At 51.5% G+C, this 23,466-nt stretch carries 21 protein-coding genes and 2 pseudogenes; 7 read left to right on the top strand and 16 right to left on the bottom strand.

Going from position 1 to position 23,466, the window contains the following annotated elements; all coding sequences use genetic code 11:
- Positions 1-124: 124 nt before the first annotated feature.
- From AC5JO6_RS13250 to AC5JO6_RS13200, 11 genes and pseudogenes are all read right to left on the bottom strand, one after another.
- Complete coding sequence (locus AC5JO6_RS13250) at positions 125-349, bottom strand: hypothetical protein (protein ID WP_496081538.1); 225 nt, start codon at positions 347-349, stop codon at positions 125-127.
- A 183-nt stretch (positions 350-532) separates the two neighbouring features.
- Entirely contained in the window at positions 533-1,078 is a 546-nt protein-coding gene (locus AC5JO6_RS13245; protein ID WP_496081537.1) for a hypothetical protein, read from the bottom strand.
- A 35-nt stretch (positions 1,079-1,113) separates the two neighbouring features.
- Positions 1,114-1,485: a hypothetical protein gene (locus tag AC5JO6_RS13240; protein WP_496081536.1), complete on the bottom strand. Its 372-nt coding sequence runs from the start codon at positions 1,483-1,485 to the stop codon at positions 1,114-1,116.
- Between the two features lie 104 nt (positions 1,486-1,589).
- Positions 1,590-1,784 (bottom strand): DUF6887 family protein, encoded by a 195-nt coding sequence (locus AC5JO6_RS13235; protein ID WP_496081535.1) that lies wholly within the window; start codon positions 1,782-1,784, stop codon positions 1,590-1,592.
- A pseudogene (locus AC5JO6_RS13230) lies at positions 1,781-1,870 on the bottom strand (DUF6888 family protein); the annotation flags it as partial. The gene AC5JO6_RS13235 and the pseudogene AC5JO6_RS13230, both read right to left, overlap by 4 nt.
- Before the next feature lie 49 nt (positions 1,871-1,919).
- Positions 1,920-2,408, bottom strand: coding sequence for an SMI1/KNR4 family protein (locus tag AC5JO6_RS13225; protein WP_496081534.1), 489 nt, complete (start codon positions 2,406-2,408; stop codon positions 1,920-1,922).
- A 143-nt stretch (positions 2,409-2,551) separates the two neighbouring features.
- A complete protein-coding gene (locus AC5JO6_RS13220; protein WP_496081533.1) occupies positions 2,552-2,776 on the bottom strand; it encodes a hypothetical protein in 225 nt (74 codons plus the stop codon).
- Positions 2,777-2,847: 71 nt separating this feature from the next.
- The gene (locus tag AC5JO6_RS13215) at positions 2,848-3,411 is read right to left on the bottom strand and encodes a transposase (protein WP_496081532.1); all 564 of its coding nucleotides are present in this window, start codon (positions 3,409-3,411) and stop codon (positions 2,848-2,850) included.
- Between the two features lie 79 nt (positions 3,412-3,490).
- A complete protein-coding gene (locus AC5JO6_RS13210; protein WP_496081531.1) occupies positions 3,491-7,477 on the bottom strand; it encodes a magnesium chelatase subunit H in 3,987 nt (1,328 codons plus the stop codon).
- Positions 7,478-7,853: 376 nt separating this feature from the next.
- The gene (locus AC5JO6_RS13205; RefSeq protein WP_496081530.1) at positions 7,854-8,255 is read right to left on the bottom strand and encodes a hypothetical protein; all 402 of its coding nucleotides are present in this window, start codon (positions 8,253-8,255) and stop codon (positions 7,854-7,856) included.
- Positions 8,256-8,636: 381 nt separating this feature from the next.
- Positions 8,637-9,023: a hypothetical protein gene (locus AC5JO6_RS13200; protein ID WP_496081529.1), complete on the bottom strand. Its 387-nt coding sequence runs from the start codon at positions 9,021-9,023 to the stop codon at positions 8,637-8,639.
- A 164-nt stretch (positions 9,024-9,187) separates the two neighbouring features.
- Here AC5JO6_RS13200 and AC5JO6_RS13195 point away from each other — a divergent pair, with 164 nt between their 5' ends.
- Together AC5JO6_RS13195 and AC5JO6_RS13190 are read left to right on the top strand one after the other, a co-directional pair.
- Positions 9,188-10,618, top strand: coding sequence for a 16S rRNA (cytosine(967)-C(5))-methyltransferase (locus tag AC5JO6_RS13195; protein ID WP_496081528.1), 1,431 nt, complete (start codon positions 9,188-9,190; stop codon positions 10,616-10,618).
- Positions 10,619-10,709: 91 nt separating this feature from the next.
- Complete coding sequence (locus tag AC5JO6_RS13190) at positions 10,710-11,135, top strand: tellurite resistance TerB family protein (protein ID WP_496081527.1); 426 nt, start codon at positions 10,710-10,712, stop codon at positions 11,133-11,135.
- 146 nt (positions 11,136-11,281) lie between these two features.
- On the opposite strand, the gene psb35 is transcribed toward AC5JO6_RS13190, so the two are convergent.
- Positions 11,282-11,488: a photosystem II assembly protein Psb35 gene (gene psb35 / locus AC5JO6_RS13185; protein WP_496081526.1), complete on the bottom strand. Its 207-nt coding sequence runs from the start codon at positions 11,486-11,488 to the stop codon at positions 11,282-11,284.
- A 239-nt stretch (positions 11,489-11,727) separates the two neighbouring features.
- Here psb35 and AC5JO6_RS13180 point away from each other — a divergent pair, with 239 nt between their 5' ends.
- Together AC5JO6_RS13180 and rimM are read left to right on the top strand one after the other, a co-directional pair.
- Positions 11,728-13,029, top strand: coding sequence for a valine--pyruvate transaminase (locus AC5JO6_RS13180; RefSeq protein WP_496081525.1), 1,302 nt, complete (start codon positions 11,728-11,730; stop codon positions 13,027-13,029).
- Entirely contained in the window at positions 13,026-13,712 is a 687-nt protein-coding gene (gene rimM / locus AC5JO6_RS13175; RefSeq protein ID WP_496081524.1) for a ribosome maturation factor RimM, read from the top strand. The genes AC5JO6_RS13180 and rimM overlap by 4 nt, the downstream gene beginning before the upstream one ends.
- Before the next feature lie 105 nt (positions 13,713-13,817).
- On the opposite strand, the gene AC5JO6_RS13170 is transcribed toward rimM, so the two are convergent.
- Positions 13,818-14,492, bottom strand: coding sequence for an HAD hydrolase-like protein (locus AC5JO6_RS13170; protein ID WP_496081523.1), 675 nt, complete (start codon positions 14,490-14,492; stop codon positions 13,818-13,820).
- Positions 14,493-14,907: 415 nt separating this feature from the next.
- On the opposite strand from AC5JO6_RS13170, the pseudogene clpP reads away from it, so the two are divergent.
- Positions 14,908-15,525, top strand: a pseudogene (gene clpP / locus AC5JO6_RS13165) (ATP-dependent Clp endopeptidase proteolytic subunit ClpP); the annotation flags it as partial.
- Between the two features lie 142 nt (positions 15,526-15,667).
- Here the strand turns inward: clpP and AC5JO6_RS13160 are convergent.
- Entirely contained in the window at positions 15,668-16,036 is a 369-nt protein-coding gene (locus AC5JO6_RS13160; RefSeq protein ID WP_496081522.1) for a hypothetical protein, read from the bottom strand.
- Positions 16,037-16,136: 100 nt separating this feature from the next.
- Between AC5JO6_RS13160 and AC5JO6_RS13155 the strand changes: the two genes are divergently transcribed.
- A complete protein-coding gene (locus tag AC5JO6_RS13155; RefSeq protein ID WP_496081521.1) occupies positions 16,137-17,423 on the top strand; it encodes a HEAT repeat domain-containing protein in 1,287 nt (428 codons plus the stop codon).
- A gap of 224 nt (positions 17,424-17,647) precedes the next feature.
- The gene (gene pyk, locus AC5JO6_RS13150) at positions 17,648-19,429 is read left to right on the top strand and encodes a pyruvate kinase (protein WP_496081520.1); all 1,782 of its coding nucleotides are present in this window, start codon (positions 17,648-17,650) and stop codon (positions 19,427-19,429) included.
- Positions 19,430-19,533: 104 nt separating this feature from the next.
- Here the strand turns inward: pyk and AC5JO6_RS13145 are convergent, their stop codons facing one another.
- Together AC5JO6_RS13145 and AC5JO6_RS13140 are read right to left on the bottom strand one after the other, a co-directional pair.
- Positions 19,534-20,994, bottom strand: coding sequence for a phosphoglucomutase/phosphomannomutase family protein (locus tag AC5JO6_RS13145; protein WP_496081519.1), 1,461 nt, complete (start codon positions 20,992-20,994; stop codon positions 19,534-19,536).
- A gap of 450 nt (positions 20,995-21,444) precedes the next feature.
- Positions 21,445-23,259, bottom strand: coding sequence for a ShlB/FhaC/HecB family hemolysin secretion/activation protein (locus AC5JO6_RS13140; protein WP_496081518.1), 1,815 nt, complete (start codon positions 23,257-23,259; stop codon positions 21,445-21,447).
- Between the last annotated feature and the right edge of the window lie 207 nt (positions 23,260-23,466).

The raw sequence follows: 23,466 nt of genomic DNA, 5'->3' as shown, positions 1-23,466 counted from the left end.
ACTTGAGGCTGAATGAAAAAAGGGCGGACATTGCCCACCCTCAAGACTCCTTTAATTTTGGCGTTACTCAATCCCTTCGATGCGGTCTTCGACTTCTTGATAGAGTTCACGGAGGCAACGTACCTTAAGCAACGTCACTGGATGCCGTTTGCTCTAGAAACTTCTGAGCTTCCTCTGCTTCCATCTCTGCCAGTTTCACTGTCATCTCTGCCAGCAGGCGTGCGATGTTTGCCCGACAAACGGGATCTTTCTCGTTCCAAAGCGCCTGACTTTCAAACCAGACTCCACGCCTGTAAAGCAAGATTGAATCGTGCGGAACGATGTGTTGATCTGAATGTTCGCTATTCATCACAAGAACCTCATTTCAGTTTCGATTCTGAGCAAGCGGCGTTGAGGATCATCAGTACGATCGCCCCTTAACGTAATGTGATCGCCATGAAATTGGGAGAGTTTTCTAGTAGTTGAAACATTAGATTTAACATTTCAATCTAATCGAAGTAGGAGACAATTTCACCATTCTCAGTAGATGTTTTTAGGCAGTGGTGAACTTACGACTCAGCTTCTGGTGCTGTTCGCAGATGTGATCAAATAAAGCTAAATCTGCGGATGTAAGCTCACTTGCAGACGGTGCCTCTTCATATTGTGCCCGATTCGCACTAGCAATAAGATGAAGCAAGGTGGCATCAGCGAACTGCTCATTCCCTCTAATGAGATCGTTGATCTTATCTAGCGGAAAATCCGAGCCGAACTCAACCTCTCCGCTAGTTCCGAGTTCCTGTTTGTCAAAGAGTGCTTTTATAGCTTTATTAATGCCACCGCGTTTTACCAGAATCTTCCAAGAATTCTGCATGCGCTGCCAAAGGTACGGAGCACATCGCCCAATAGCAGTTGTGATGTGAGAATGAAGAAAAAATCCATACATCGGAGCGTACAGCCGAGAGAAACGGTTCTGCTCTCGCTCCGAGTTGATGCTTAATTGAGCGCGTTTGTAGCCGACTCTCAAGCCGAGTTCATAAACCGTGACCATGCAAGCCAACGCACCAATGATTGCTCCAAACGCTGTCCAGAAGTCATTCATAGTACACGGAAATACCTAATGAACATCAGATATTACTAAACCAACTTAAGTGCAACAAGAATTTTTATAACAAGTAGAAAACCAACAAGGAACACAAAAACAATTACTCCAGCAACAACTGATTGTAAAAGTGATGGCATTTCTGTGTAAGCAGCCACTATTCTCTTCAAGCCCTTTAAGAAAGCAGGATTATCTTCTGTAATATTCCGCTCAAAGAAAAGACGGATTGGATCGGTTTTTGGATTATTTGATGGACGCTGGAAAGCAGGACGAGCTTTCCATTGCTTACGAATACGCTGTAGTTGGTGCCAACTTTTTGTAGCTTCACGTCTGGTTCTACGAATGCTCTGCTGACGTGCCCGTGTCTCAGGGGAAGGATTTCCGCGTCCGTCATAGTACCAACCCATCTTTTTCCCTCAGTTAGTTCTTCTCTGTTCTGGCATTGATCAGAAGAAATGTCACGGAACTTCGCTTTTACGGTGGAGGAAATATGAGCAATCGCACTTTCCAATTACTCTGCCTGATTCTCATGGACTTTTTGCTTGGTTTCGATTAGTGTTGTCAGATCTTCTAAAGACTGAAGTTCTACGCCTTCTGTATGGACGCGATCGGCTAGAGCATAAAAGGCTTCATCATCTGTCCGATGGCTCAGAACATAGGCTCTTAGATCGGCGATTGACATAGCAGCAAAGTTAGGTTTGGTCATAGGACTTTCCTTGCTCCAGTTGGGTCAATTTCAATCACGATGTCTTCACCTGCACTGACAACAATGTTATCAGTGCGCCGATCAACCCTGACTAAGTGTGTATAACGCCCTTACCGAATGTTGAAGAAAAGGTGATTAATCAGGTCTTGGCAGCGTGCCATCATTTTTAAGCCAAGACCCCTCTCCTAAACGTTCCCTATTCAGAGCTCGTTCAATGAGGTGGCCAAAACTTGAAGCCTCGTATCTGGAATACTCAAAGTCACAAACCCCCAAACCAACAGAGTAAACTGCCCAGTTTCCTTTCCCAAGATAGTTCTCCGGATCAAAGTAAAACACATCATCCCCGCAATCGTTACCCAAGAAAATCATGCCAGGCAGATCTGGAGACCAATCAGGATCTGGATTAAACGACTCAATCTCATATATGCCAAACAAATACAAGCGATAATCTGTAAACGATCCCCCATCGCTATACATGAGAAACTGTCTATAGCTTTCAGGAAACCTAACACCAAGCTCCTGCTCTACTCGCAGCAAATCATCTTCCCCGACGGAAAGAATACTCCCACCAAATTTTTCCGGTGCGCTTTTTAGTAGCTGTACGATGTTTAATGGTTCATCCATGTTCTGCCTCTGATTCTGTCTGTAAGGAAGCTACATGTAACATCCCTATAGACAAAATGCCCAATTTAGAGAAGCGATCGATTATTCGATGCCTTCGATGCGGTCTTCGACTTCTTGATAGAGTTCGCGGAGGCGACGTGACCTTATGCAACGTCATCTACTACCGTTTGCTCAACGAAATTCTGCGCCTCTGCTGCTTCCAGTTCAGCCAGTTTCGCGGTTAGCTTTGCCAGTCGCTTTGACGCATTTGCCCGACGAACCGGGTCTTTTTCCTTCCAGAGCCACTCGTTTTCAAAGTAGACAGCGAGTTGATAGGTTCTAATGGAGTCAGGTGGCAGGATGTAGTCTTCTGATGTCTTGGTAGTCATGGCAGAAACCTCATTTCAGTTTATTACATGTCGTAGGGGCGTTACATGTAACGTCCCTACGAATCCGCTCTTCATTCTGGCTTCCAATTAATGGGATTATTTGCGATGTATTGCCGCATTTGATTAAGTGAAGCATCATCACGAATCATTTGCTCATGAAAGCGGTTTTGCCATGCAAAGGATGAATAGCCATTGAATTTGCACCATCGGCTTACAGCAGATTTATAGGAGCGCAGAATGACACTTAATGTTCCAGCTTTCGGCGATAGTGCTGACATGGCTGTAGCCAAATCGTAGTGTTCTGGATAATTGGTAGATACAGGACTGGAATCATTTTTGCAAGCTACGTTTTCTGTTATTTGAGAAGGACGATCGATCCCCAAAATACCATGTAGATGATTGGGCATGACGACATAAGCATCAAGACTGACATAGTTGAAATGGTCTAGAAGTTCTAACCAGTATTGTTGGGCGATTTCACCGATCGCGGATAATTGCATTGTCTCTGAAACGATATCACCGAAGAATAGTTGGCGATCGCGGGTGCAGATGGTGACAAAGTACCAGGCATTAGAGGCGTAATCCCAATTTTGTAGTCGAATCGAAACCCGATTGGGTCGTCTGGGTTGGGTCATATATCCCCCACAAACGTCTGTAGGGACGTTACATGTAACGTCCCTACAGACAGAATGCCCAATTTAGGAAGACGACCAATTACTCGATGCCTTCGATGCGGTCTTCGACTTCTTGATAGAGTTGGCGGAGGCGATCGAGGTTTTCCTCACTCGTTTCCCAGTAGCCGCGACCGTTTGCCTCTAGTAGCGTCGTCACCATTTTGCGGAACGAACTGGGATTGAGGTCGAGCAAGCGTTTCGACATCTCCTCATCCTTAAAGAAGGTGTCGTTGGCATCTTCGTAGACCCAGTTATCGACGGCTCCTGCGGTAGCTGACCAGCCCATCGTGTTGTTCAAGCGCTTCGAGAGTTCCCGTACACCTTCGTAGCCGTGGCTGAGCATCCCTTCGTACCATTTGGGGTTGAGCAATTTGGTACGGGCATCCAGGCGGACGGTTTCGGAGAGGGTGCGAACCTGGGCGTTGGCGGTGGTGGTGTCGGCGATGAAAGAAGTGGGCGCTTTGCCGTCATTCCGCAGGCGAGACACGACTTTAGTGGGGTCGGAGTCGTAGTAGTGGGAGACATCGGTGAGGGAGATTTCCGACGAGTCGAGGTTTTGGAAAGTGACATCTGCTGTCTTGAGGGCAGACTCGAAAATCTGGCGGTTCTGATCCATCGTGCCGGGGTTATCGGACGAGAAGGCAAAGGATTTTCGCGCCAGGTACATATCCTGAAGTTCCGCTTCGTTTTCCCAGGTGCTGTTTTCCACTGCCAGGTTGATGTTGGAGGAATAGGAACCAGAGGCGTTAGAGAAGACGCGGGTGGCAGCCTGCCGGATGTTGATGCCCATTTCTTCGGACTGCTTGAGGGCGTGTTTGCGGACGAAGTTCATTTCTAGCGGCTCATCGGCTTCCGCTGCCATTTTCACGGCACGATCGAGCAGTGCCATCTGGTTAATGAACAAATCGCGGAAGACACCGGAGCAGTTAACAACGACATCAATGCGGGGACGACCGAGTTCTTCCAGCGGAATCAATTCCAGCTTGTTCATCCGTCCCAGCGAGTCGGGCAGGGGCGCAACGCCGAGCATCCAGTAGATCTGTGCCAGCGATTCGCCGTAGGTCTTGATGTTATCGGTGCCCCAGAGGACAGCGGCGATCGTCTCTGGATACTGTCCATCATTCTCGGCGCATTGACGAGCAAGCAGGCGATCGACGACCACTTTGGCAGATTTCACTGCGGCAGAGGTGGGAATTGCCTGTGGATCGAGGGCGTGGATGTTCTTGCCAGTGGGCAACACGTCCGGATTGCGGATGGGATCGCCACCGGGACCAGGGATGACGTATTCGCCTTCCAGCGCGGTGAGCAGGGCACCGAGTTCGTTGTCTGCCACAATTTGCTTGAGGCAAAACTCCAGATAGTCGAAGAGGGGTTTGATTTGCTCCACGTCTACTTTGGTGTAGCCCGCTGTGTGTAGCGCGTCTACCCAGGGTTCCTTTTTGCCCATGTTGAAGAAGTTGAGCTTAGATACTCTGGACACACGCCCGTCGGCATCCACTTGCGCCTGGACGAGCGCAGCCGTAGCGGTACGGGTTGCCAGGGTAATGTCCTGAAGCAACTGCACGTCTTCTAACACACCACGATCGCTGCCCTGGTAGATCTCCTCCATCGTGCGACCGAGGCTTTGAGCGATGATGCTGGGCAGACTCAAGATGTCGTCTTCAGGACGATCGAGGCTGGCGATGTTGACCAGCGTGGCGATCGCTTCTTCTGCGGTGGGTGATTTGCCGATGACGTGCAGACCACAGGGCAACAGACGCGACTCGATTTCCATCAGCTTGATGTAGACTTTGCCGACGATCGTATCACGAGCGTCTGCGTCCAGTTCCTTCGCGCTTTCGGGGAACTCAATATCCTTATCCAGATTACAGATCCGCGCTTTGTCCATGATGGAATCGACGATCTGGGCACCGCGTCCCGTATCTTTCAGGGTTTGGTAGGACGCAACGAGTTCACCCAGTTCCTTCAAGCCTTTGTACAGGCCAGCGTTCTCAGCAGGCGGCGTCAGGTAGCTGATGGTTTCCGCATAGGAGCGGCGTTTGGCGATCGTAGCTTCGGATGGATTATTCGCCGCGTAGTAGTAGAGGTTGGGAATGGTGCCAATCAGACTATCGGGGAAGCAGGCATCGGACATCCCGATTTGCTTACCAGGCATAAATTCCAGCGATCCATGCGTCCCAAAATGTAGGACGGCATCGGCTTTCCAGATCTGCTCCAGATAGGTGTAGTACGCCGCAAAGCCATGATGAGGGCTGGCAGAACGGGAAAACAGCAGCCGCATCGGGTCGCCTTCGTAGCCAAAGGTGGGCTGTACGCCGATGAAGACGTTGCCAAACTCCTTGCCGTAGACCAGGAGATTCTGTCCATCGGTATTGAGGTGTCCCGGTGGTGGTCCCCAGGATTCGTGGAGGCGATCGGAATACGGGGTCAACGCCTCATACTCTGGCACCGACATGCGATAAGCAACGTTCAGTTCGGGACTGTTGTACTGGGCGCGGGCATCATGGAGCACTTCCAGCATCAATGCCTCAGCGGTTTCGGGCAAGTCCTGTACGTCGTAGCCGTTGTGCTGCAATGCCTCCATCACTTTATGGATGGAACCGAACACATCCAGATAAGCAGCGGTGCCTACGTTGCCTTTATCAGGCGGGAAGCTAAAGACCGTAATGGCGACTTTCTTCGTCAGCTTGGGCTTGCGGCGGAGGTTTGCCCATTTCATCGATCGTTGGGCGATCGCTTCCACCCGATCTTGCAGGGCGATCGCCTTACCCGTGATGCCATCCCGACCCGAAAGAATGATGGGTTCGATCGCGCCATCCAGTTCGGGCAAGGCAATTTGCAGCGCGACTTGAATGGGATGCAGACCCAGATCGCTGTCTTCCCATTCTTCGGTGGTTTGGAAGACGAGGGGCAATGCCACCATGTAGGGACGGTTGAGCCGCTTCAGGGATTCGATCGCCTTCGGATGATCTTGCTTGGCGGGACCACCGACCAGAGCGAACCCGGTTAAGGAGATGACGACATCAACGATCGCGGTCTGTCCTTTGGACAACGGATCGTAGAAAAACGCGTCCACTGGCTTAGAAAAGTCCAAGCCGCCTGCGAACACCGAAATCACCCGTGCGCCCATGCTTTCGAGTTCCTGCACCATCGAGACATAGTGGGCATCATCGCCCGTCACCAGATGCGTTCGTTGCAGCACGAGACCAATGCAGGGGGCAAGCGGATCTTTCAGGTCAGCCGAAATATCGGTGCGGGAGTTAAACCAGTTGAGGTATTCCTTCACATCCTCAAACATGGTGGGCGCTAAGGGATGCCAGATGCCCAGATCGGGATAGGTGACAGGATCGCGGTACTGCAATGCGCCGCTATCCGTGTCCATGTCTTTGTAGACGTAGCGATCAGCAAGCATCAGCAAGAAATTCTCTAGATTCTCCTGGGAACCACCGAGCCAGTATTGGAAGCTCAACATGAAATTACGAGCATCCTGCGCTTTGTCCATGGGCAGGTACTTCAGGACTTTTGGCAGCGTATTCAGCAGCTTTAGCATCCCATCCTGGAAGCCAGAGCCGGATTTTTCCTTGCGCTTCTTCATGAACTGGGCGATCGCGCTCTTGGACTGACCCAACTGCGCCATCGAGAAGCTGCCCATTTTGTTCAGGCGCATGACCTGGGGCATGGAGGGGAAGACAACCGCTACGTCGAGGCGATCGCGGTGGGGTTCGACAGCGGCAACCACTTTATCTGCTAAATCTTCCAGAAAAATCAGCGACGCAATGAAGATATTTGCCTGCGAGATGTCTTGCTTAAAGGCTTCGTAATTGTCTGAATCGCGGAGTTCCTCAATCAAGTAACCGCTAATTTCGACAGCCAGAGTGGGGTGATTCTGGTTGATGGCGCGCACCGCTGCCGAAAGCGAACTTTGATACTGAGGCTCTAGCACGACATAGACCACGCGTAGCAGAGCGCGTCCCCGCAAATCATCGGGTGCAACGTGTCTGATGGTGGGCTTGACGTGTGTGAACATGCAGTTAAGCTCCTTATCTGGTAATGCGCGAGGTAGAACGGTCAGGCGTGAGCAGGCAATCCGAAGCCTCGACTAAGGCGCTTAGCCTGGAGAGGACATCAGAATCAAGACGATTGACGCTGAACGCAGACTGTTAAGATAATCGCACACACACGTTTGTACCAGAAAACCAGACCACATAAGCGTTCTGGGAGCTATCCGACACAATTTGATAAAAATAATTCAAGTTTTCGTTACATTTGCCGCGCTTTAAGTGAGCGATCGCTCAGCCTCAAATTTGCAAAACTTCATTAAATCGGAGCGATGACACTCGTTCGCCAGGAGCGCATAAATCCCTACGCAGCGAAGCTTGTAGCCCTCTCTAACAGGAATCTGTTTACCGCTGATGCCGAGAGAGCGAGTCAGGCGTGTAGTCTGTGCAGTCGATCGCCTTTGTGGTGAGTGCATCGATCGGATTAATGGCGCATTTCAGGTAAGGGTTGTTTTTGAAAAAGATGCAGTTGCGGCAAGGCAAGCGGTTGAGCGGTTTGCGTCCATCACCTCTACTGAGCGCGTTGTTCTGTCGCTTCGCCTGTTGTCTCACGTAGAAAAGCGCGATCGTCCACAGCAGGACGAGACCAAACGGCACCAGAATCAACGTACTGTTAGACAGCTTAAGGGCGATCGGCGGTGTGGTCTTTTCGTACAACAAACTTTGTTCGATCGTGGTCGTCTGCGGCGATCGCGCATTCGACGTATCCTGTGCCTTTATGCCCAACTGAACTGGCTCGTCGTACATAACTCTCTGCTTACCCCAATTGGCGTGTATGACAGTGGCAGGATGAACGCAGAGCACCACCATAAGGAGCATTCGTTCCGAATCCTTACTACGGTTATGGTGAAATCACGTCTTTAGCGCCTCTCTCGTTCGTTGGACTTTTGAGTGGATTTAGCTATCAGCGGTCAGCGGTCAGCGGTCAGCTATCAGCGGTCAGCGGTCAGCGGTCAGCGGTCAGCAAAAGGATGTAGCTGATGGCTAATGCCAAAGCGTGCAGTGACTGTTTAGCAAATGCTAACCAGCTTCAAAGACTGGATCGTCGGTCAGTATATAACTGAGCACTCATAGCTGATAGCTGATAGCTGATAGCTGATAGCTGATAGCTGATAGCTGTCTACTAACCTAAGGCACTGGCAAGAAAGGAAAGAACGTTTTGATGAATTTGCGGAGACGCAACAGATTGAGGTTCTTTTCGAGCGATCGCCCTACTTGCGGTCGAGACGGTCCAGGCTCTTGCAGTTCTGCCTGGAGTTGGGCATATTCGCTTGCAGTGATAGGTTTGCCATCGATCGGCGATCGGGCACCTGTGATAATTTCCGATCGCAGCACTTCTTCCGGCGTATCGTCTGGGCTAGGTAGCGCTTGGGCAGGCTCGATCGTCAAAATCAGCCCTGTCAAAAGAAGCAGCGCCTTGAGCTTGTAAACCTGACCGTGTTGTTTAGCGATCGCCAAGGATGCTTTATGCGATTGCGCTGAAGGGTTTTGAAGGTTAGATGTTGGCTGCTTCATTCTCTTCTTGCTTCATCCTAGCTCTGGCGACAATGCGGTAATCGGACACATTCTACCCACACCCTACTCCTCATCGCCACACCTGACAACGGGGTTGCTTCACGCATCGACAACCTGCTTGGAACCACCCTGTTATCCTGAAAAAGGCGTTTTAAACGACAGTTGTGACTCAAAATCCTCGTCAGTTGGCTTTTTTGGCGCTGCGATCGGTGCATCGAGGAGCCTTCGCCGATGTAGCGCTCGACAAAACGCTGCGTCAGGCAAAGCTAAGTAACCTGCTCGATCGTCGCCTGCTGACCGAGCTAGTCTATGGCAGCGTTCGCAGACAGCGCACCTTGGATGCGTTGATTGATCAACTGGCAAAAAAGCCTGCCCAACAGCAGCCTGCTGATCTACGTGCCATCCTCCATTTGGGACTCTATCAACTGCGCTATTTGAACCAGGTCCCAGCCTCCGCAGCAGTGAACACGACTGTTGATCTGGCGAAAGAAAACGGGTTTGCTGGCTTAACAGGATTCGTCAATGGTTTGCTGCGGCAATACATTCGATTAGCGGCGAAAGAGCAGGAGGCGGGAGGCAGTGGGCAGAAGGAGAACCAAGAAACGTTACAACCATTAATGCCTTACTCCCCACTCCCTACTCCCTACTCCCTACTCCCTACTTCCCTTTATCCGTCTGACGTCGATCGCCTGGGCATTCTGCACAGCTACCCTGACTGGATCGTCAATCTTTGGCTAGAGCAGTTGGGGTTAGAAGCAACGGAGCAACTGTGCCAATGGATGAACCAGCCACCACATATTGATTTGAGGGTGAATACGTTTAAGGCTTCAATTGACACCGTTGAGGCGGCAATGCAGGCAGCAGGCATTGCGGTAAGCCGCATTCCTCACCTTCCACAAGCACTGCGCTTGCCAGACGCACCAGGAGCGATTCAGCAGCTACCAGGGTTTGCTGACGGCTGGTGGATTGTACAAGATAGCAGCGCTCAGTTAGTGGGCTATCTGGTCGATCCGCAGCCTGGAGAAATGGTGGTTGATGCCTGTGCAGCACCGGGCGGCAAAACGATGCATCTGGCAGAATTGATGCACGATCGCGGTACCATCTGGGCGTGCGATCGTGCTGCTTCTCGTCTCAGAAAGCTGCAGCAAAATATCGATCGCTTGGGTCTGCAATCAATCCAACTCTGTGAAGGTGACAGCCGCAACTTGCCGCAGTTCATCGGGCAGTGCGATCGTGTGCTTGTCGATGCGCCCTGCTCTGGTTTGGGCACCCTTCATCGTCATGCCGATGCGCGCTGGCGGCAGACTCCAGAAACGGTGCAGCAGCTCACACAACTGCAAGCCGAATTGTTAGAGCAAGCAGCGTTGTGGGTCAAGCCTGCTGGCAGTTTAGTTTACGCCACCTGCACCTTACATCCACTGGAGAATGAGGCGATCGTGCAGCAGTTTCTCGATCGTCATGTTGATTGGGCGATCGAGCCGCCACCAGCCGACTCACCTCCTGCTGTCTTTGTAACGCCTGAAGGATGGCTCAAAGTCTGGTCACATCAACACGACATGGATGGCTTCTTTATGGCTCATCTAAAGAACCGTTAAGCAGTAAGTTGGTGGTACAGACACGGTGTAGGGTGTAAGCAAATCAACCGCTCTCTGACCGCATCCACCCTATTCACACCCCTTTAAACTCATGGCAGCCGATCCCAACCTGAAACCATTACTCAAAATTTTGATTGGTGTCGCCTGGATTGATGGTCAAATTCAACCAGAAGAACGCACTTACTTGCATCGCGTCGCTGCCGAAAAGGGTTTAGAGAACGAGCCAGAGATCCAGTCGCTGCTCCACGAGGCGAGAGGCGTAAAGCCAGAAGAGTGCTACACCTGGGTCAATGAATACCTGGGCGAACATCCTACGTCTGATGCATGCCAGCAACTAATCGAAGCGATTAGTGGATTGATCTATAGCGATGGCATGGTGGACAGTGCTGAAGCGAAACTGCTCGCAAACTTGCAGTCGCTAGACCCTACACAAGCGACATCTGAGTCCGGTAAGAGTCCAGTGCTGACAGCAGTTCGTAGCGTTTATCAGCGCTGGATCTCCACCCTGAACTCATAGCCCCCTGTTTGGCACTTGACGCAGGGAGACACAATTAAATTCAAAGTGACCTAGGTTTTGTTGAAATGCAAACCCAACGTCCGCGTGGGTTACGCTGCTCTAGCCCATCCTACAGTTAATTATGCCCAGCTATCGAGCAATCTAAGTCAAAGACCAGGCGTTTCCTCTTTCTTCACTTCAGGCACAGCGTCAGGGCGATCTTTGCCTTCCCAACCGGGCGGACGCTTAGAGTTGTACCAGGCGATCGAGCCGATCGACACTGCTGCAATAAAACCGACCACATAGACAGCCGTGAACGAAACCGGAAACTGCATACCTGTGCCGACTGCATCGGCAACCATTAGTATATTCATCACTAGCACTCCATACGAATTTTGTGATCTATCAATCGAAGATATACGTGTGAGTATACCAACACATCTTCCACAGGTTGAATGTGCGATCGTAGACTTTCCTCATCTTGATAGATAGACATTTTTCTACATAGGAACGTTACAGATGGATTCCTACTGAAATCGTTGGCAAGCTGGCAAGCGGTACGTTCAATTCGGTAGTATGGGTGGTTAGCGCTCACGTACCTTACACTCGTCCTATGAAGCCTGCCCTGACTCAACTTGGCAATGAAATGACCCGCTTGACTGGCGTGCGGGCGATTATGAAAGATATTGTGGAGACGCTACGATCGGGCGCAGGGCAAGAATTTATCAATCTAAGCGCAGGCAACCCGCTCATTCTGCCCGAAGTCGAACTACTTTGGCGAGACTGTACGGCTGCGCTGCTGGCAAGTTCTGAGTATGGCGAAGTTGTCTGTCGCTATGGTGCAAGTCAGGGCTACCAACCGCTAATTGATGCTGTTGTCGCTGACTTTAACCAGCGTTACGGGTTGAGTCTAACCGCACGCAATATTCTCATCACACCCGGTAGCCAGAGCCTCTACTTCTATGCTGCAAATGCCTTCGGTGGTTACACGACCAGCGGCACCTTGAAAAAAATCGTTTTACCACTTAGCCCTGATTACACAGGCTATGGTGGCGTAGCGCTGACTCAAGCAGCGCTCTTTGCCTACAAGCCGTCACTTGATGTGGATACGGTCAAGCATCGGTTCAAGTACCGTCCGGACTTTAGCCAGCTCGAGATCGCCGACGATACTGGCTGCGTTCTTTTCTCCCGCCCCTGTAACCCAACTGGTAATGTGCTGACTGATGATGAAGTGCAGAAAATTGTGGCAATGGCGGCAGCTTACGATGTCCCTGTGCTGATTGATTCTGCCTACGCCCCGCCGTTTCCAGCGCTCAACTTTACTGAGATGACACCGCTGTTCGGCGAAAATATCTTGCACTGTATGAGCCTCTCTAAAGCCGGGTTGCCTGGAGAACGCATCGGTATTGCGATCGGCGACGAACAACTCATTGAGGTGCTGGAATGCTTCCAAACCAACATGTGTATTCACTCGCCCCGGTATGGTCAAGCGATCGCCGCCCGTGCCATCAACTCCGGTGCGTTAGCAGACATCGCCGCTAACGTCATTCGCCCTTTCTACCAGAAAAAAGGCAAGATTGTTGAAACGACCCTCGATCAGGCAATGCCCGATGTGCCCTGGTTTTTGCATCGTGGTGAAGGTGCCATTTTCTCCTGGCTTTGGCTCAAAGACTTGCCTATCACTGATTGGGAACTCTACCAGGCATTGAAGCAGGTCGGCGTGATTGTTGTTCCCGGCAACTCGTTCTTCCCTGGATTGCGGGACAATTGGGAGCACACTCGCCAGTGCATTCGCATTAGTCTGACTGGCAGCGATCGAGCGCTTGAAACAGCCATGAAGCGGTTAGCAGTGGTAGTAGAGCAAGTGTATCAGCAGTCAGCGGTCAACCAACAGCAATCAGTGGTGGCACCGTGAGCGATCGCAACTCAGAAGTAAAACCAACCGCAGCCGTAGACAGCACCAGAAAACGAGCCAAAACCAGAAGTAAAAAGGCAGAAGTAAAAAGGCAGAAGGCAGAAGGCAAGCACCCCACACCCCACACCCCACACCCTACCCCCCACACCCCACACTTCCTCCCAATCGGCAAAATTGTCGCTGCTCAGGGCATGAAAGGCGAGGTGCGAGTGTATCCAGAGTCGGACTTCCCAGAGCGTTTTTTGGCACCAGGAACACGTTGGCTGTTGCGATCGCATTCCACGCAACCAGAACCGATTGAGCTGATCCGGGGGCGCTACCTCGACGGTAAAGGGCTATACGTGGTGCAGTTTGCTGGCGTGACCGATCGCACTCAGGCTGAAGCGTTGCGAGATGGTCAACTGTTTGTGCCAGAAGGCGATCGTCCCCCCTTAGAAGAGGGCGAATTCCACATACTCGATTTGATTGGTCTGGAAGTCTTTGATCAAGCGACTCAAGTGGTGGTTGGCACTGTTGTCAGCATCGTCCAGGCAGGCAACGATCTTTTGGAAGTGCAACGCGGTCAAACAGGCGCAAAGAAAGCCCAAACGCTGTTGATTCCTTTTGTAGACGCGATCGTGCCCGTGGTTGATTTACAACAGCGCCGCATCGAAATTACGCCACCATCCGGGTTGATTGAGTAAGACCAATTCTATAAAATCGCCCTACAGATTCGTTTTTGCTGCTGACCGCTGACCGCTGACCGCCCCAGCCGAAGCTTGCCTGTTCATAGAAGGCGGTGAGCCGCTTTAATGGGTCATCACAGTAGCAAGCTCAGCGGGTTTGTGAATGATAAAATCTGGTTTTTGCGCTGCCAGCACTTCGCAGGAATTGAACCCCCAGCACACTGCGATCACTTTGATGCCAATTTTGCGGGCGGCTTCTACATCTCTAGTTTCGTCGCCAACATAAATGGCAGTCGCTGGAGCAATGTGCTTCTGACGCAGAATTTGTTGAATAATCCTGCCTTTGCCGAAGAGCGTTAGCCCAGAATCAACAAAATCAAACAGTTCCCGCATGTCTTGAGCCTCCAGAAACGCAACGACGTTTTGCCTGGAGTTAGACGTAACAATACCGAGGTGATGTCCCTGATGCTTGAGTTCTAACAGTGCGTCTTTGATACCAGGAATCGGCTTGAGTCGAGCAATTTCTTGATTGAGTTCGCTGCGTAAGCGCCGGAGCAAAAAAGGCAGTTTGAAGAATGATACTTTCGATCGCCTAAGAATTTCTCTAGAGCTTAAATTCTTCAAAGCATTCACATTTTCTAGCGGTGTGGATGGGTAGCCAAACTCATCGGCTAACCGATTGCTAATGCTAAAAACGGCATCGAATGAGTCGGCGATCGTCCCATCAAAGTCGAAAATGATGACCCTTGCGGTTTGCTCAGGAATAAGTAGCGGCAAAGATTGGTTTAGCACAGGCATATTTTGTTTGGGTCGGTTTTAGGGTGACAACCGAAGCAATACCAGCAGCCACTTCTCAGATCTATGATGCTATCTTGCCCACATAGACCTAACGCCTATAGCTTAAGTTTACAGATTCCTGCGATCGTTACAGCTATAGCCATAGTTCTATGAGTTAGGACGGGATGAAGGGGTGAAACCCTTAGCTGGGGCAAAGCCCACGCACCCTTTAATCCTAATGTCCTAACTTTTATGGCGACAGCCGTAAGTCACACAAGGCATTGCCAGCCAAGAACCAATCATAGTCTTTGCTGAAAGTGCGGCAGGCACATAGGACTGGAACACCAACTCTACTGCTCACCCGACCGCAAAGCGGAAGCAAGCGACCCTCCTCACCGCTTACCCCTCAAATAGGTAGAATGAGGAAAACGAATCGAGAGCAAGCACCATGATTCCTACCGTCATTGAGCAATCTGGTCGGGGCGAACGCGCCTTTGACATTTACTCGCGCCTGCTGCGGGAACGGATTGTGTTTCTAGGTCAGCAGATTGATGCCGATTTGGCGAATTTGGTTGTGGCTCAGTTGCTCTTTCTGGATGCTGAAGATCCAGAGAAAGATATCTATGTCTATATCAACTCTCCCGGTGGCTCAGTCTCAGCAGGGATGGGCATTTATGACACGCTGCGGCACATCCGTCCTGATGTCTCGACGATTTGTGTTGGGTTGGCTGCTAGCATGGGTGCCTTCTTACTCAGTGCGGGTACAAAAGGCAAGCGCATGAGCCTGCCCCACTCTCGCATTATGATCCACCAACCGTTGGGTGGCGCACAGGGTCAGGCGACTGACATTGAGATTCAGGCAAAAGAAATCTTGTACCACAAGCAGCGGCTCAATGAGATGCTGGCAGAGCATACGGGGCAGTCGATCGATCGCATTCAAGAAGACACCGAGCGCGACTTTTTCATGTCTGCCGAAGAAGCAAAAGACTATGGCTTGGTTGATCAGGTGATCGATCGTCGTCCTTCTGCGACTCGCCCAGCGGTAGTGGCATAGGTGAATTGAGCGGTCAGCGGTCAGCGGTCAGCCTGTAGGACAATGCAGAATTAAACTATTTACTAATTTCGGATTCCACTTTTAATGTTGCATCAGTGCCTGTTTCTCACCAGTCAGATGCTGACCGCTGATAGCTGATCGCTTATGATGCTTGTTCCGATCGCTGAGCACGAGCCGACTTCATGATTTCCTGAATTTTGGTCTTCTGTTCTGACGTGAGGTTTAAACTTGCCATCGCTTCGCGCATTCTGGTGCCTTGTTGCAGTTTTGCTTGCAATTGTTGTACCTGCTCTGGTGTCAGCACTGCCTCAATCTGTTTACGCCTTGCTTCACGTCTCTGGGCGCGTTCTGACGATTGAGTCGTGTCTGGTTGAACCTTGTCTGACTGTGGCGCACTCGATGACGTACTGTTTGCTGGGGGTGGTTGGGAAGCATTAGGCTGCGAACAAGCGGTCAGCCCACCGAGTAGGAGTGTTCCGCATAGCACTGCCGTTGCGATCGTCCGTTTCATTGAGCTTCCTCTATCGTAGGGGTCTAGCCTCCTTAGACTGGTGCTATGTTTTTGTGGTTCAGACAGGCTGGCGGTTCATACAGATAATGGGTTTGAATGTATGTCAAACGCACTAGAGCGAGCCGAAGCAGCGTTTCAGCAGGGCAATTGGTCTTCACTGCATCAACGCTTGCAGCAGTTGCTGGTCGATCGCACCACAGAATTGTCCGACAGCACCACAGCGCGTCTTCTAGAGTTAGCCATTGCTGTCCTTGAAGCGGGCGACTTTCAAGATCGGTGGGATATTGCAAAACTCTTGCCTGCCTTCGGCGATCGTGCGATCGCGCCGCTGCTTGCTTTACTCCAAGATGACGAAGCCGATCTGGAAGCGCGGTGGTTTACTGCCCGCATTCTCGGTAGCTACAGCCATCCTGATGTCGTCAGAGCGTTGATGAATCTGTTGCAAACTACTTCTAGTGAAGAACTTAGCAGTATTGCTGCTGAATCATTGGCAACCCTGGGCACGGCGGCGATCGCTGCCCTGACAGACTTGATCGCGCAGGACAACACGCGACTTTTTGCTGTGCGATCGCTGGCACATATTCGCCATTCCGAAACCATCGCTCCCCTTTTAACAGTGGTGACTGATCCCGACCCAAGCGTGCGGGCAGTCGCGCTTAGAGCCTTGGGCAGCTTTCATGATCCCCGTGTGCTGTCGGCGCTGGTAGACGCGCTGTACGACGAGCAAGCCACCGTCAGACAGGCTGCTGTCGAAGAGTTGGGCTTTTGCAACGACTTAACGCTGCAACTCGATTTAGTCCAGCTTCTCTCTAATCGCCTTCAGGACGTGCATTCAGCCGTTTGCTCTGAAGCAGCGATCGCGTTGGGACGGCTGGGCACCGATGCAGCGGCAGACGCGCTTTTCGCCGTCTTACAGTCTCCGCAGACCCCAAAACCATTGCAGCTTGAGCTTGTTTGGTCACTTGCCCGGATTGGCAGCACGATCGCGCTGGAGTACCTGCAACAAGCATTGTCCCTGTTCAACCAGCCAGCGTCGATGTCACTCTATCAGGCAATGATCGTAGCGGTAGGACGGTGGGAAACCGTAGATTGCAAGCCGCAAGCCGCTCAAATTTTAATCGCTGCGCTTGATACCTCACTTGCCACTGAACAGCCGACGCTCAGACAAACAATCGCGATCGGGCTGGGAGCGTTGGGACAGCTAACCGCGCTCGAAACCCTGATTCAGCTTTTAGCGGATGAAGAGATGAGTGTAAGACTTCATGCCATTGCCGCGCTTAAAGCCCTGGATGCCCAGACTGCTCATCAACAGTTACAGCGGTTAGCACATAGCGACCTACCAGACGCGCTCAAACGGGGTGTGGCGATCGCCATCAGAGAATGGTGACCATAAATTAGCATCGTTACTTACTACCCGTACGTCTCGGAAACCAACCTCATTCCTGTTGCAAACCCTGTCTAATCACAACCGATCAACTACTCCTTTTCGACCAGACACTTGCATGGACGCTATACAATGCGGCAAACTGACGCTAGTCAGATACATTGACTGATTCCGCCCGTGCCAGTTCGCCCCTGGCATCCTCCTTAATTCCTCTGAGATTGACCTTCATGCCGCTGCAAAAATCCCAACGCCGCACCAAGATTGTTGCCACAATCGGTCCAGCGACCAGTAGTCCAGAGGTTCTACGTGAGCTAATTGAGGCAGGAGCAACCACGCTGCGCCTCAACTTTTCCCACGGCACACATGAGGATCACCAGCGCAGTATTCGCCTGATTCGCCAAACCTCGTTTGAACTGAATCAGCCAGTGGGCATTTTGCAAGATTTGCAGGGACCCAAAATTCGGCTAGGACGGTTCAAAGATGGATCGATTGTGCTGAACAAGGGCGATCGCTTTATTCTCACCAGCAAGCTCATGGAAGGCACTCAGACCATGAGTGCCATCACCTACGAACCGCTGGCAGACGAAGTGCCGGAAGGTTCGGTGATTTTGCTAGATGATGGCAAAGTGGAAATGTTTGTCGAAAAAGTCGATCGTACCGCGCGCGAACTCCACTGCGTCACGGTTGTCGGTGGCACACTTTCCAACAACAAAGGGGTCAATTTTCCGGGTGTTTCCCTTTCTATCAAAGCGCTCACTGACAAAGACCGCAAAGACCTGACGTTTGGGCTGGATCAGGGCGTAGATTGGGTCGCGCTCAGCTTTGTGCGGAATCCGCAGGACGTGCTGGAAATTAAAGAGCTGATTGCCAGTGCGGGCAAAAATGTGCCCGTGATCGTCAAGATTGAGAAACACGAAGCAATTCAAGAGATGGAGTCGATTCTCTCCATCAGTGACGGGGTGATGGTCGCACGGGGCGATTTGGGCGTGGAACTCCCTGCCGAAGATGTACCTGTCCTGCAAAAGCGGTTGATTTTGACCGCAAATCGGATGGGCATTCCGGTCATCACCGCGACTCAAATGCTAGACAGCATGGTGCACAGCCCCCGCCCCACTCGCGCTGAGATTTCTGATGTGGCAAATGCGATTTTGGACGGTACGGATGCCGTGATGCTGTCGAATGAAACGGCTGTTGGCAAGCATCCGGTCGAAGCGGTGGCGACCATGGCTCGCATTGCGGTGCGAATTGAGCAGGAAAAATGGAAACGGGCGATCGAAGACAGTGGGCGATCGATCCCCAATGCGATCAGTCATGCCGTGAGCCAAATCGCCGACCAGCTAGATGCGGCTGCCATCATGACCCTGACGAAGACCGGAGCGACTGCGCGCAATGTTTCCAAATTTCGCTCAACCAAGCCTATCTTAGCCATCACTCCCCATGTTGATGTGGCTCGGCAGCTTCAGCTTGTCTGGGGTGTAAAACCCTTGCTAGTGCTGGATTTGCCATCGACTGGGCAGACCTTTCAAGCTGCAATCAACGTAGCGCAAGAGAAACACCTCCTGAGTGAAGGCGATTTAGTCGTCTTGACGGCTGGTACCTTACAAGGCGTTTCTGGCTCGACTGATTTAATTAAAGTTGAGGTCGTAACTGCGGTTCGTGGCAAAGGGGTCGGTATTGGTCAAGGCATGATTAGTGGCAAAGCTAGAGTCATGCATAACAGCGCAGACATTAGCCACTTTTGCCCAGGCGAAATCTTGGTGGCGCAACACACGGGCGCTGATTTAATTGAAGCGATTCGTAAAGCCGCTGGCATTATTACGGAAGATGGCAGTCTCACCAGTCACGCGGCTGTGATTGGTCTGCGGTTGGGTGTTCCTGCGATCGTGGGCGTGAAAAACGCAACCTCGGCAATCCGCAACGGTGAAATTGTCACCCTCGATTTACAACGGGGCTTAGTTTACGCGGGCGCAGCAATCCCACATCAAGCAGAATCAGCGCTACCCGTTTAAAGGTACTTTAACTCGCGCTTAATTGCGGATCAGCACTTCTTCTGCCCTCTGCCTTAAACCCTAAAAACTCATACCGCACTCAAGCGAAGCGCATAGGTTGTGATCTACGCTGACTTCGCCCAGTCTTTCGCCCAATTAAGCGTTTGATGAACTTGCTCTAACGTTGCGGCTTCGCAATAGAGCCGCAAAACGGGTTCAGTGCCGCTGAAGCGGATCAGGAGCCAGCTTTGATCGTCAAGGCGAAATTTGTAACCATCGACGGAGAGACAACCAATCACCGCATGTCCAGCAATTTCACCAGGCGGCTTGGTTTGCAGTTGATGGAGCAGCTTTGCCCGCACATCCATTCCTGCAAGGGGAAGATCAATGCGATCGTAGTTAGAGAAAAAGCCCGTTTGCTCTTGCAGCTTGCGATACAGATCACTTAGATCTAAGCCGGAACGAACGATCGCCTCCAGCACATAGAGCGCTGACAGCAAAGCATCACGTTCAGGGATGTGGTTGCCGTAGCCGATACCACCCGATTCTTCGCCACCCAGCAGCACCTGTGTTTCTAACATGCGATCGGCGATGTATTTGTAGCCAACGGGCGTTTCAAAGACAGGTAAGTTGTAAAGTGCTGCCACTTTGGGCATCAGATCAGAACCGCTGATGGTCTTGACTAATTCACCACTAAAGCCACGATTGGCAACCAAATGCTCAATCAAAATTGGGATCAGGATTTGCGAACTAAGAAAATTCGCCTGTCCATCGACAGCCGCAATGCGATCGCTGTCGCCATCAAACACTAGCCCCACTGCCAGCCCAGTTGGGTTTTCCTGACGATAGTCACGGATGTGGGCAAAGAAGTCTCCCAAATAGCGCGGTAACGGTTCGGGTGCGCCACCGCCAAACAAGGGATCGCGATCGCTATGCAGCTCTCGAATCGGTGTCTTCAGCAATCGCTCCAACCCACTCGCAGCGGCTCCATGCATCACATCTGCAAACACGGTCAGCTTGCCCTGCTGAATTGCCTGCCGAATCGCTGCAATATCCACTTTCGTTTCTAACCCGTTGCAGTAGCCCTCCCAGGGATCAAACGACTGGAGGAAACCCGGCGTACCTTCAACCGTCTTTCCTTCTGCGAGGAGCGCTTCTACTTGCTGCGTCACAGAAGGAGGGACGGAACCACCAAAGGCACCTTTGATTTTTAAGCCAGAGTAACTACCGGGATTGTGGCTGGCAGTGATGACCAGCGCACCTAACGCGCTGTACTGTTTAGCAGCCCAGCTAAACGCAGGCGTTGGGGCATAGCCGTCTGACAACATGACATCAAAGCCAGCGTCTCTCACCGCTTCAGCCGTTGCCAGGGCAAACTCTTCGGACAAAAAGCGCCGATCGTATCCCACAATCACCAACCGATTAGTGGTGGCGTTACCGTAGACATCCGCCAGCACTTGAGCCGCCAGTGGTGCCACAAGGGTCAGGCGATCGAAGGTGAAGTCTGCGGCAATCAGCCCTCGCCAGCCATCTGTACCAAACTTGATTGGGTTCGACGTAACCGACGTTGGAGAAGGGTGATTCATGGACGGACAACCTCACGTTCGCTTCGATTCTTGCCCTTCGAGTGTATGCGGAGAACAACTTCTTCAGCCACCCTCCGCTTCATTTTAAGCTGGGTTTGGGATCGACGCTAAAACCCATTGCCACCGTCTTTGAGCGCTACCTCGGCTCTATCGTGCTACGCAGCAGCTTTATAGAAGCTTTACATTACAACCCTAAACGTCTCGATCATAGTTAAGAATTGACCGTTTTTCCGGTTTTTCTACGGTATCTAGTTCTTGGGCAAAGCAAACTTGGGCAAAGCAAAGACGGTTGATCAAGGTATAGCGATCCTAAATGAATTATGAGAAGCAATATTGATAGCAAGCAGTCAGCGATCAGCGGTCAGCGGTTAGAGAAAAGCTGATGGCTGACCGCTGACTGCTCCATGATTAAGCTCCGCTCACAACTGATTTGGGACTGCTACATTTGTCTTAAAACTGATAGCTAAGGCTGAAATAGAAGCCTTCGTCCTGAGCATCGTTGCCACGATCGCTCAAATCCACAAAGGGCACAGCGTAGTCAAGCCGAAGATTCAAACGCGGCAGTGGCTGCCAGAGGAGACCGAGACCGATCGCGGCGAGAAATGTTTGTGACGGTAACGGATTGGGATTATCTGCCTGGTTCCAAACGGCACCCATGTCAAAAAATGGTGCAAGCTGAAAGTTTGGCAATCCGGCTTCATCGCGTGCTAACGTGATGCGATCTTCAACGGAGAAGCGGAACCCATTGTCGCCAGAACGAGCGTTTTGGCGGTAGCCGCGCAACGATTGCCCGCCACCAATCACAAACTGTTGAGAGGGCAGAAGACTATTGGGCGTGAGCTGTAAATCTAGCTGAGCGATGAGCAAATTGCTGGTGCCCAACCGCTGCACCCGCTGTGCCTGACCCAACCAGCTCAAGAATCGCCCATCTGGGATGGGAGAATCATTCTCGGTCGCATTCAAAATGCCCAAGCCCAGGTTGAATTGCGATCGTAGCGCCCAGGCTCCTTGCGGGTCACGCTTCACGTAATCTTGCCCAAACTTAAGAACACGCGTTTTGCTATTGCCATCCGCATCGGGACCAATGCCAAACGGGAAGCCCAAATCGTTAAACAAAAAGGTTTGCCCATCCTGAATGGCAAACCCAACTGAGAGGGCAAATTCTTCGCGCGGTGTCCGAAGCAACGGCTGACGATAGCTCAATTCGTACAGCGTCGTCTCGCCACGAATATCGAGTGCGCTAAAGTCAGGGTCGATAATGCGGTTTCTGCTGGGTGCAACACGAAGCTGCACGGTACCATTCATGGCATTGATGGGAACCGTATAGTTAAAGTCGAAGGCACCCGAACCACCACGAGTTGTACCAAAGAAGGACGCAGAAAGCTGATCGCCAAGACCTGTCAAATTACGATAGCTGATGGCTCCACCCAGTCGTACAGCACCGACGCTGGGTGGTGAGTAGTTGTCGGTTTGCAGCAACCCATCGATCGCCGTTGCCTCTGTCACCCTCACAATCAGGATGCTCTGTCCCAGTTGGGTGCCCGGTCGCAAACTCGCCTCCACGTTGGTAAGCAAAGGATCGGCTTTAAGTAATCGGAGCTGATCTTCTAATTTGTCACGGCTGAGCGGTGGGTTTGCGCCAAGCTGCACTCGGTTGCGTACGTAGGAGGGGTTTAACCGCTGTGTGCCTTCAACGTCAATCCGTTCCAGTGAGCCTTCCACGACTCGAATTTGTACAACCCCATTCGCCACGGTCTGATCTACCAGAATTGCCCGCGATGTAATGTAACCACGATCGAGATAAAGCTGAGTAATCGCATCTGCCGCCTGTCTGAGTTGTTCCAGCGTGACCGTCTTACCCTCTAGTGGTTGCGTGATTGGCTCAAGTTCCTTGGTGCCAAGAATCGTGCTGCCGATGACCTCGATTTTGGTAAGGGTGATGGTCGGCGACGGTTGTACAGGCGGTGTTGCTGGCGATGGTGTCGGTGTGGGCGGCAAGACGGGCTTGATCTGCTCTGGCGGTGACGGTGTGGGAACAGGTTGAATCAGGCGATCGCGGTTTGGATCAGGCGCAAGCTGGCTTGGATCAGGAAGCTGTGACGGCGGATTTTGACCAGGATTTGGCGGTACCTGTGCCATCAGTGCTTCGGTACGTGCCGCCGAGGTTGAACCAATTGGAGAGAGCGCCAGTGCTTGTGGCAGTAAGCAGAAAACGGCACCTGCGATCGAAACCCCACACTCAAAACCAAAAAACAGTCGTTGCATTAGTTACTCAATTTCTAATTTTCAAATAAAAATATCTGGCTGCCCAAATCTAACCGATCGAGCCATACAGCAAAGCAACCCAAACAATTCGTCAACATCGCTGTATGAAGCGATGCCCCATTTTACGAGGCTATGCACTCAAGGCAGGAAAATGTACCGACATCGACACACTTGGAAACCAAATACCAGAGGCAATCGTGTCCAAAT

The organism is Tildeniella sp. (assembly GCF_059505325.1).
The sequence above is the reverse complement of the archived record's forward strand: the minus strand, read 5'-3'. Positions and strand labels throughout refer to the sequence as shown.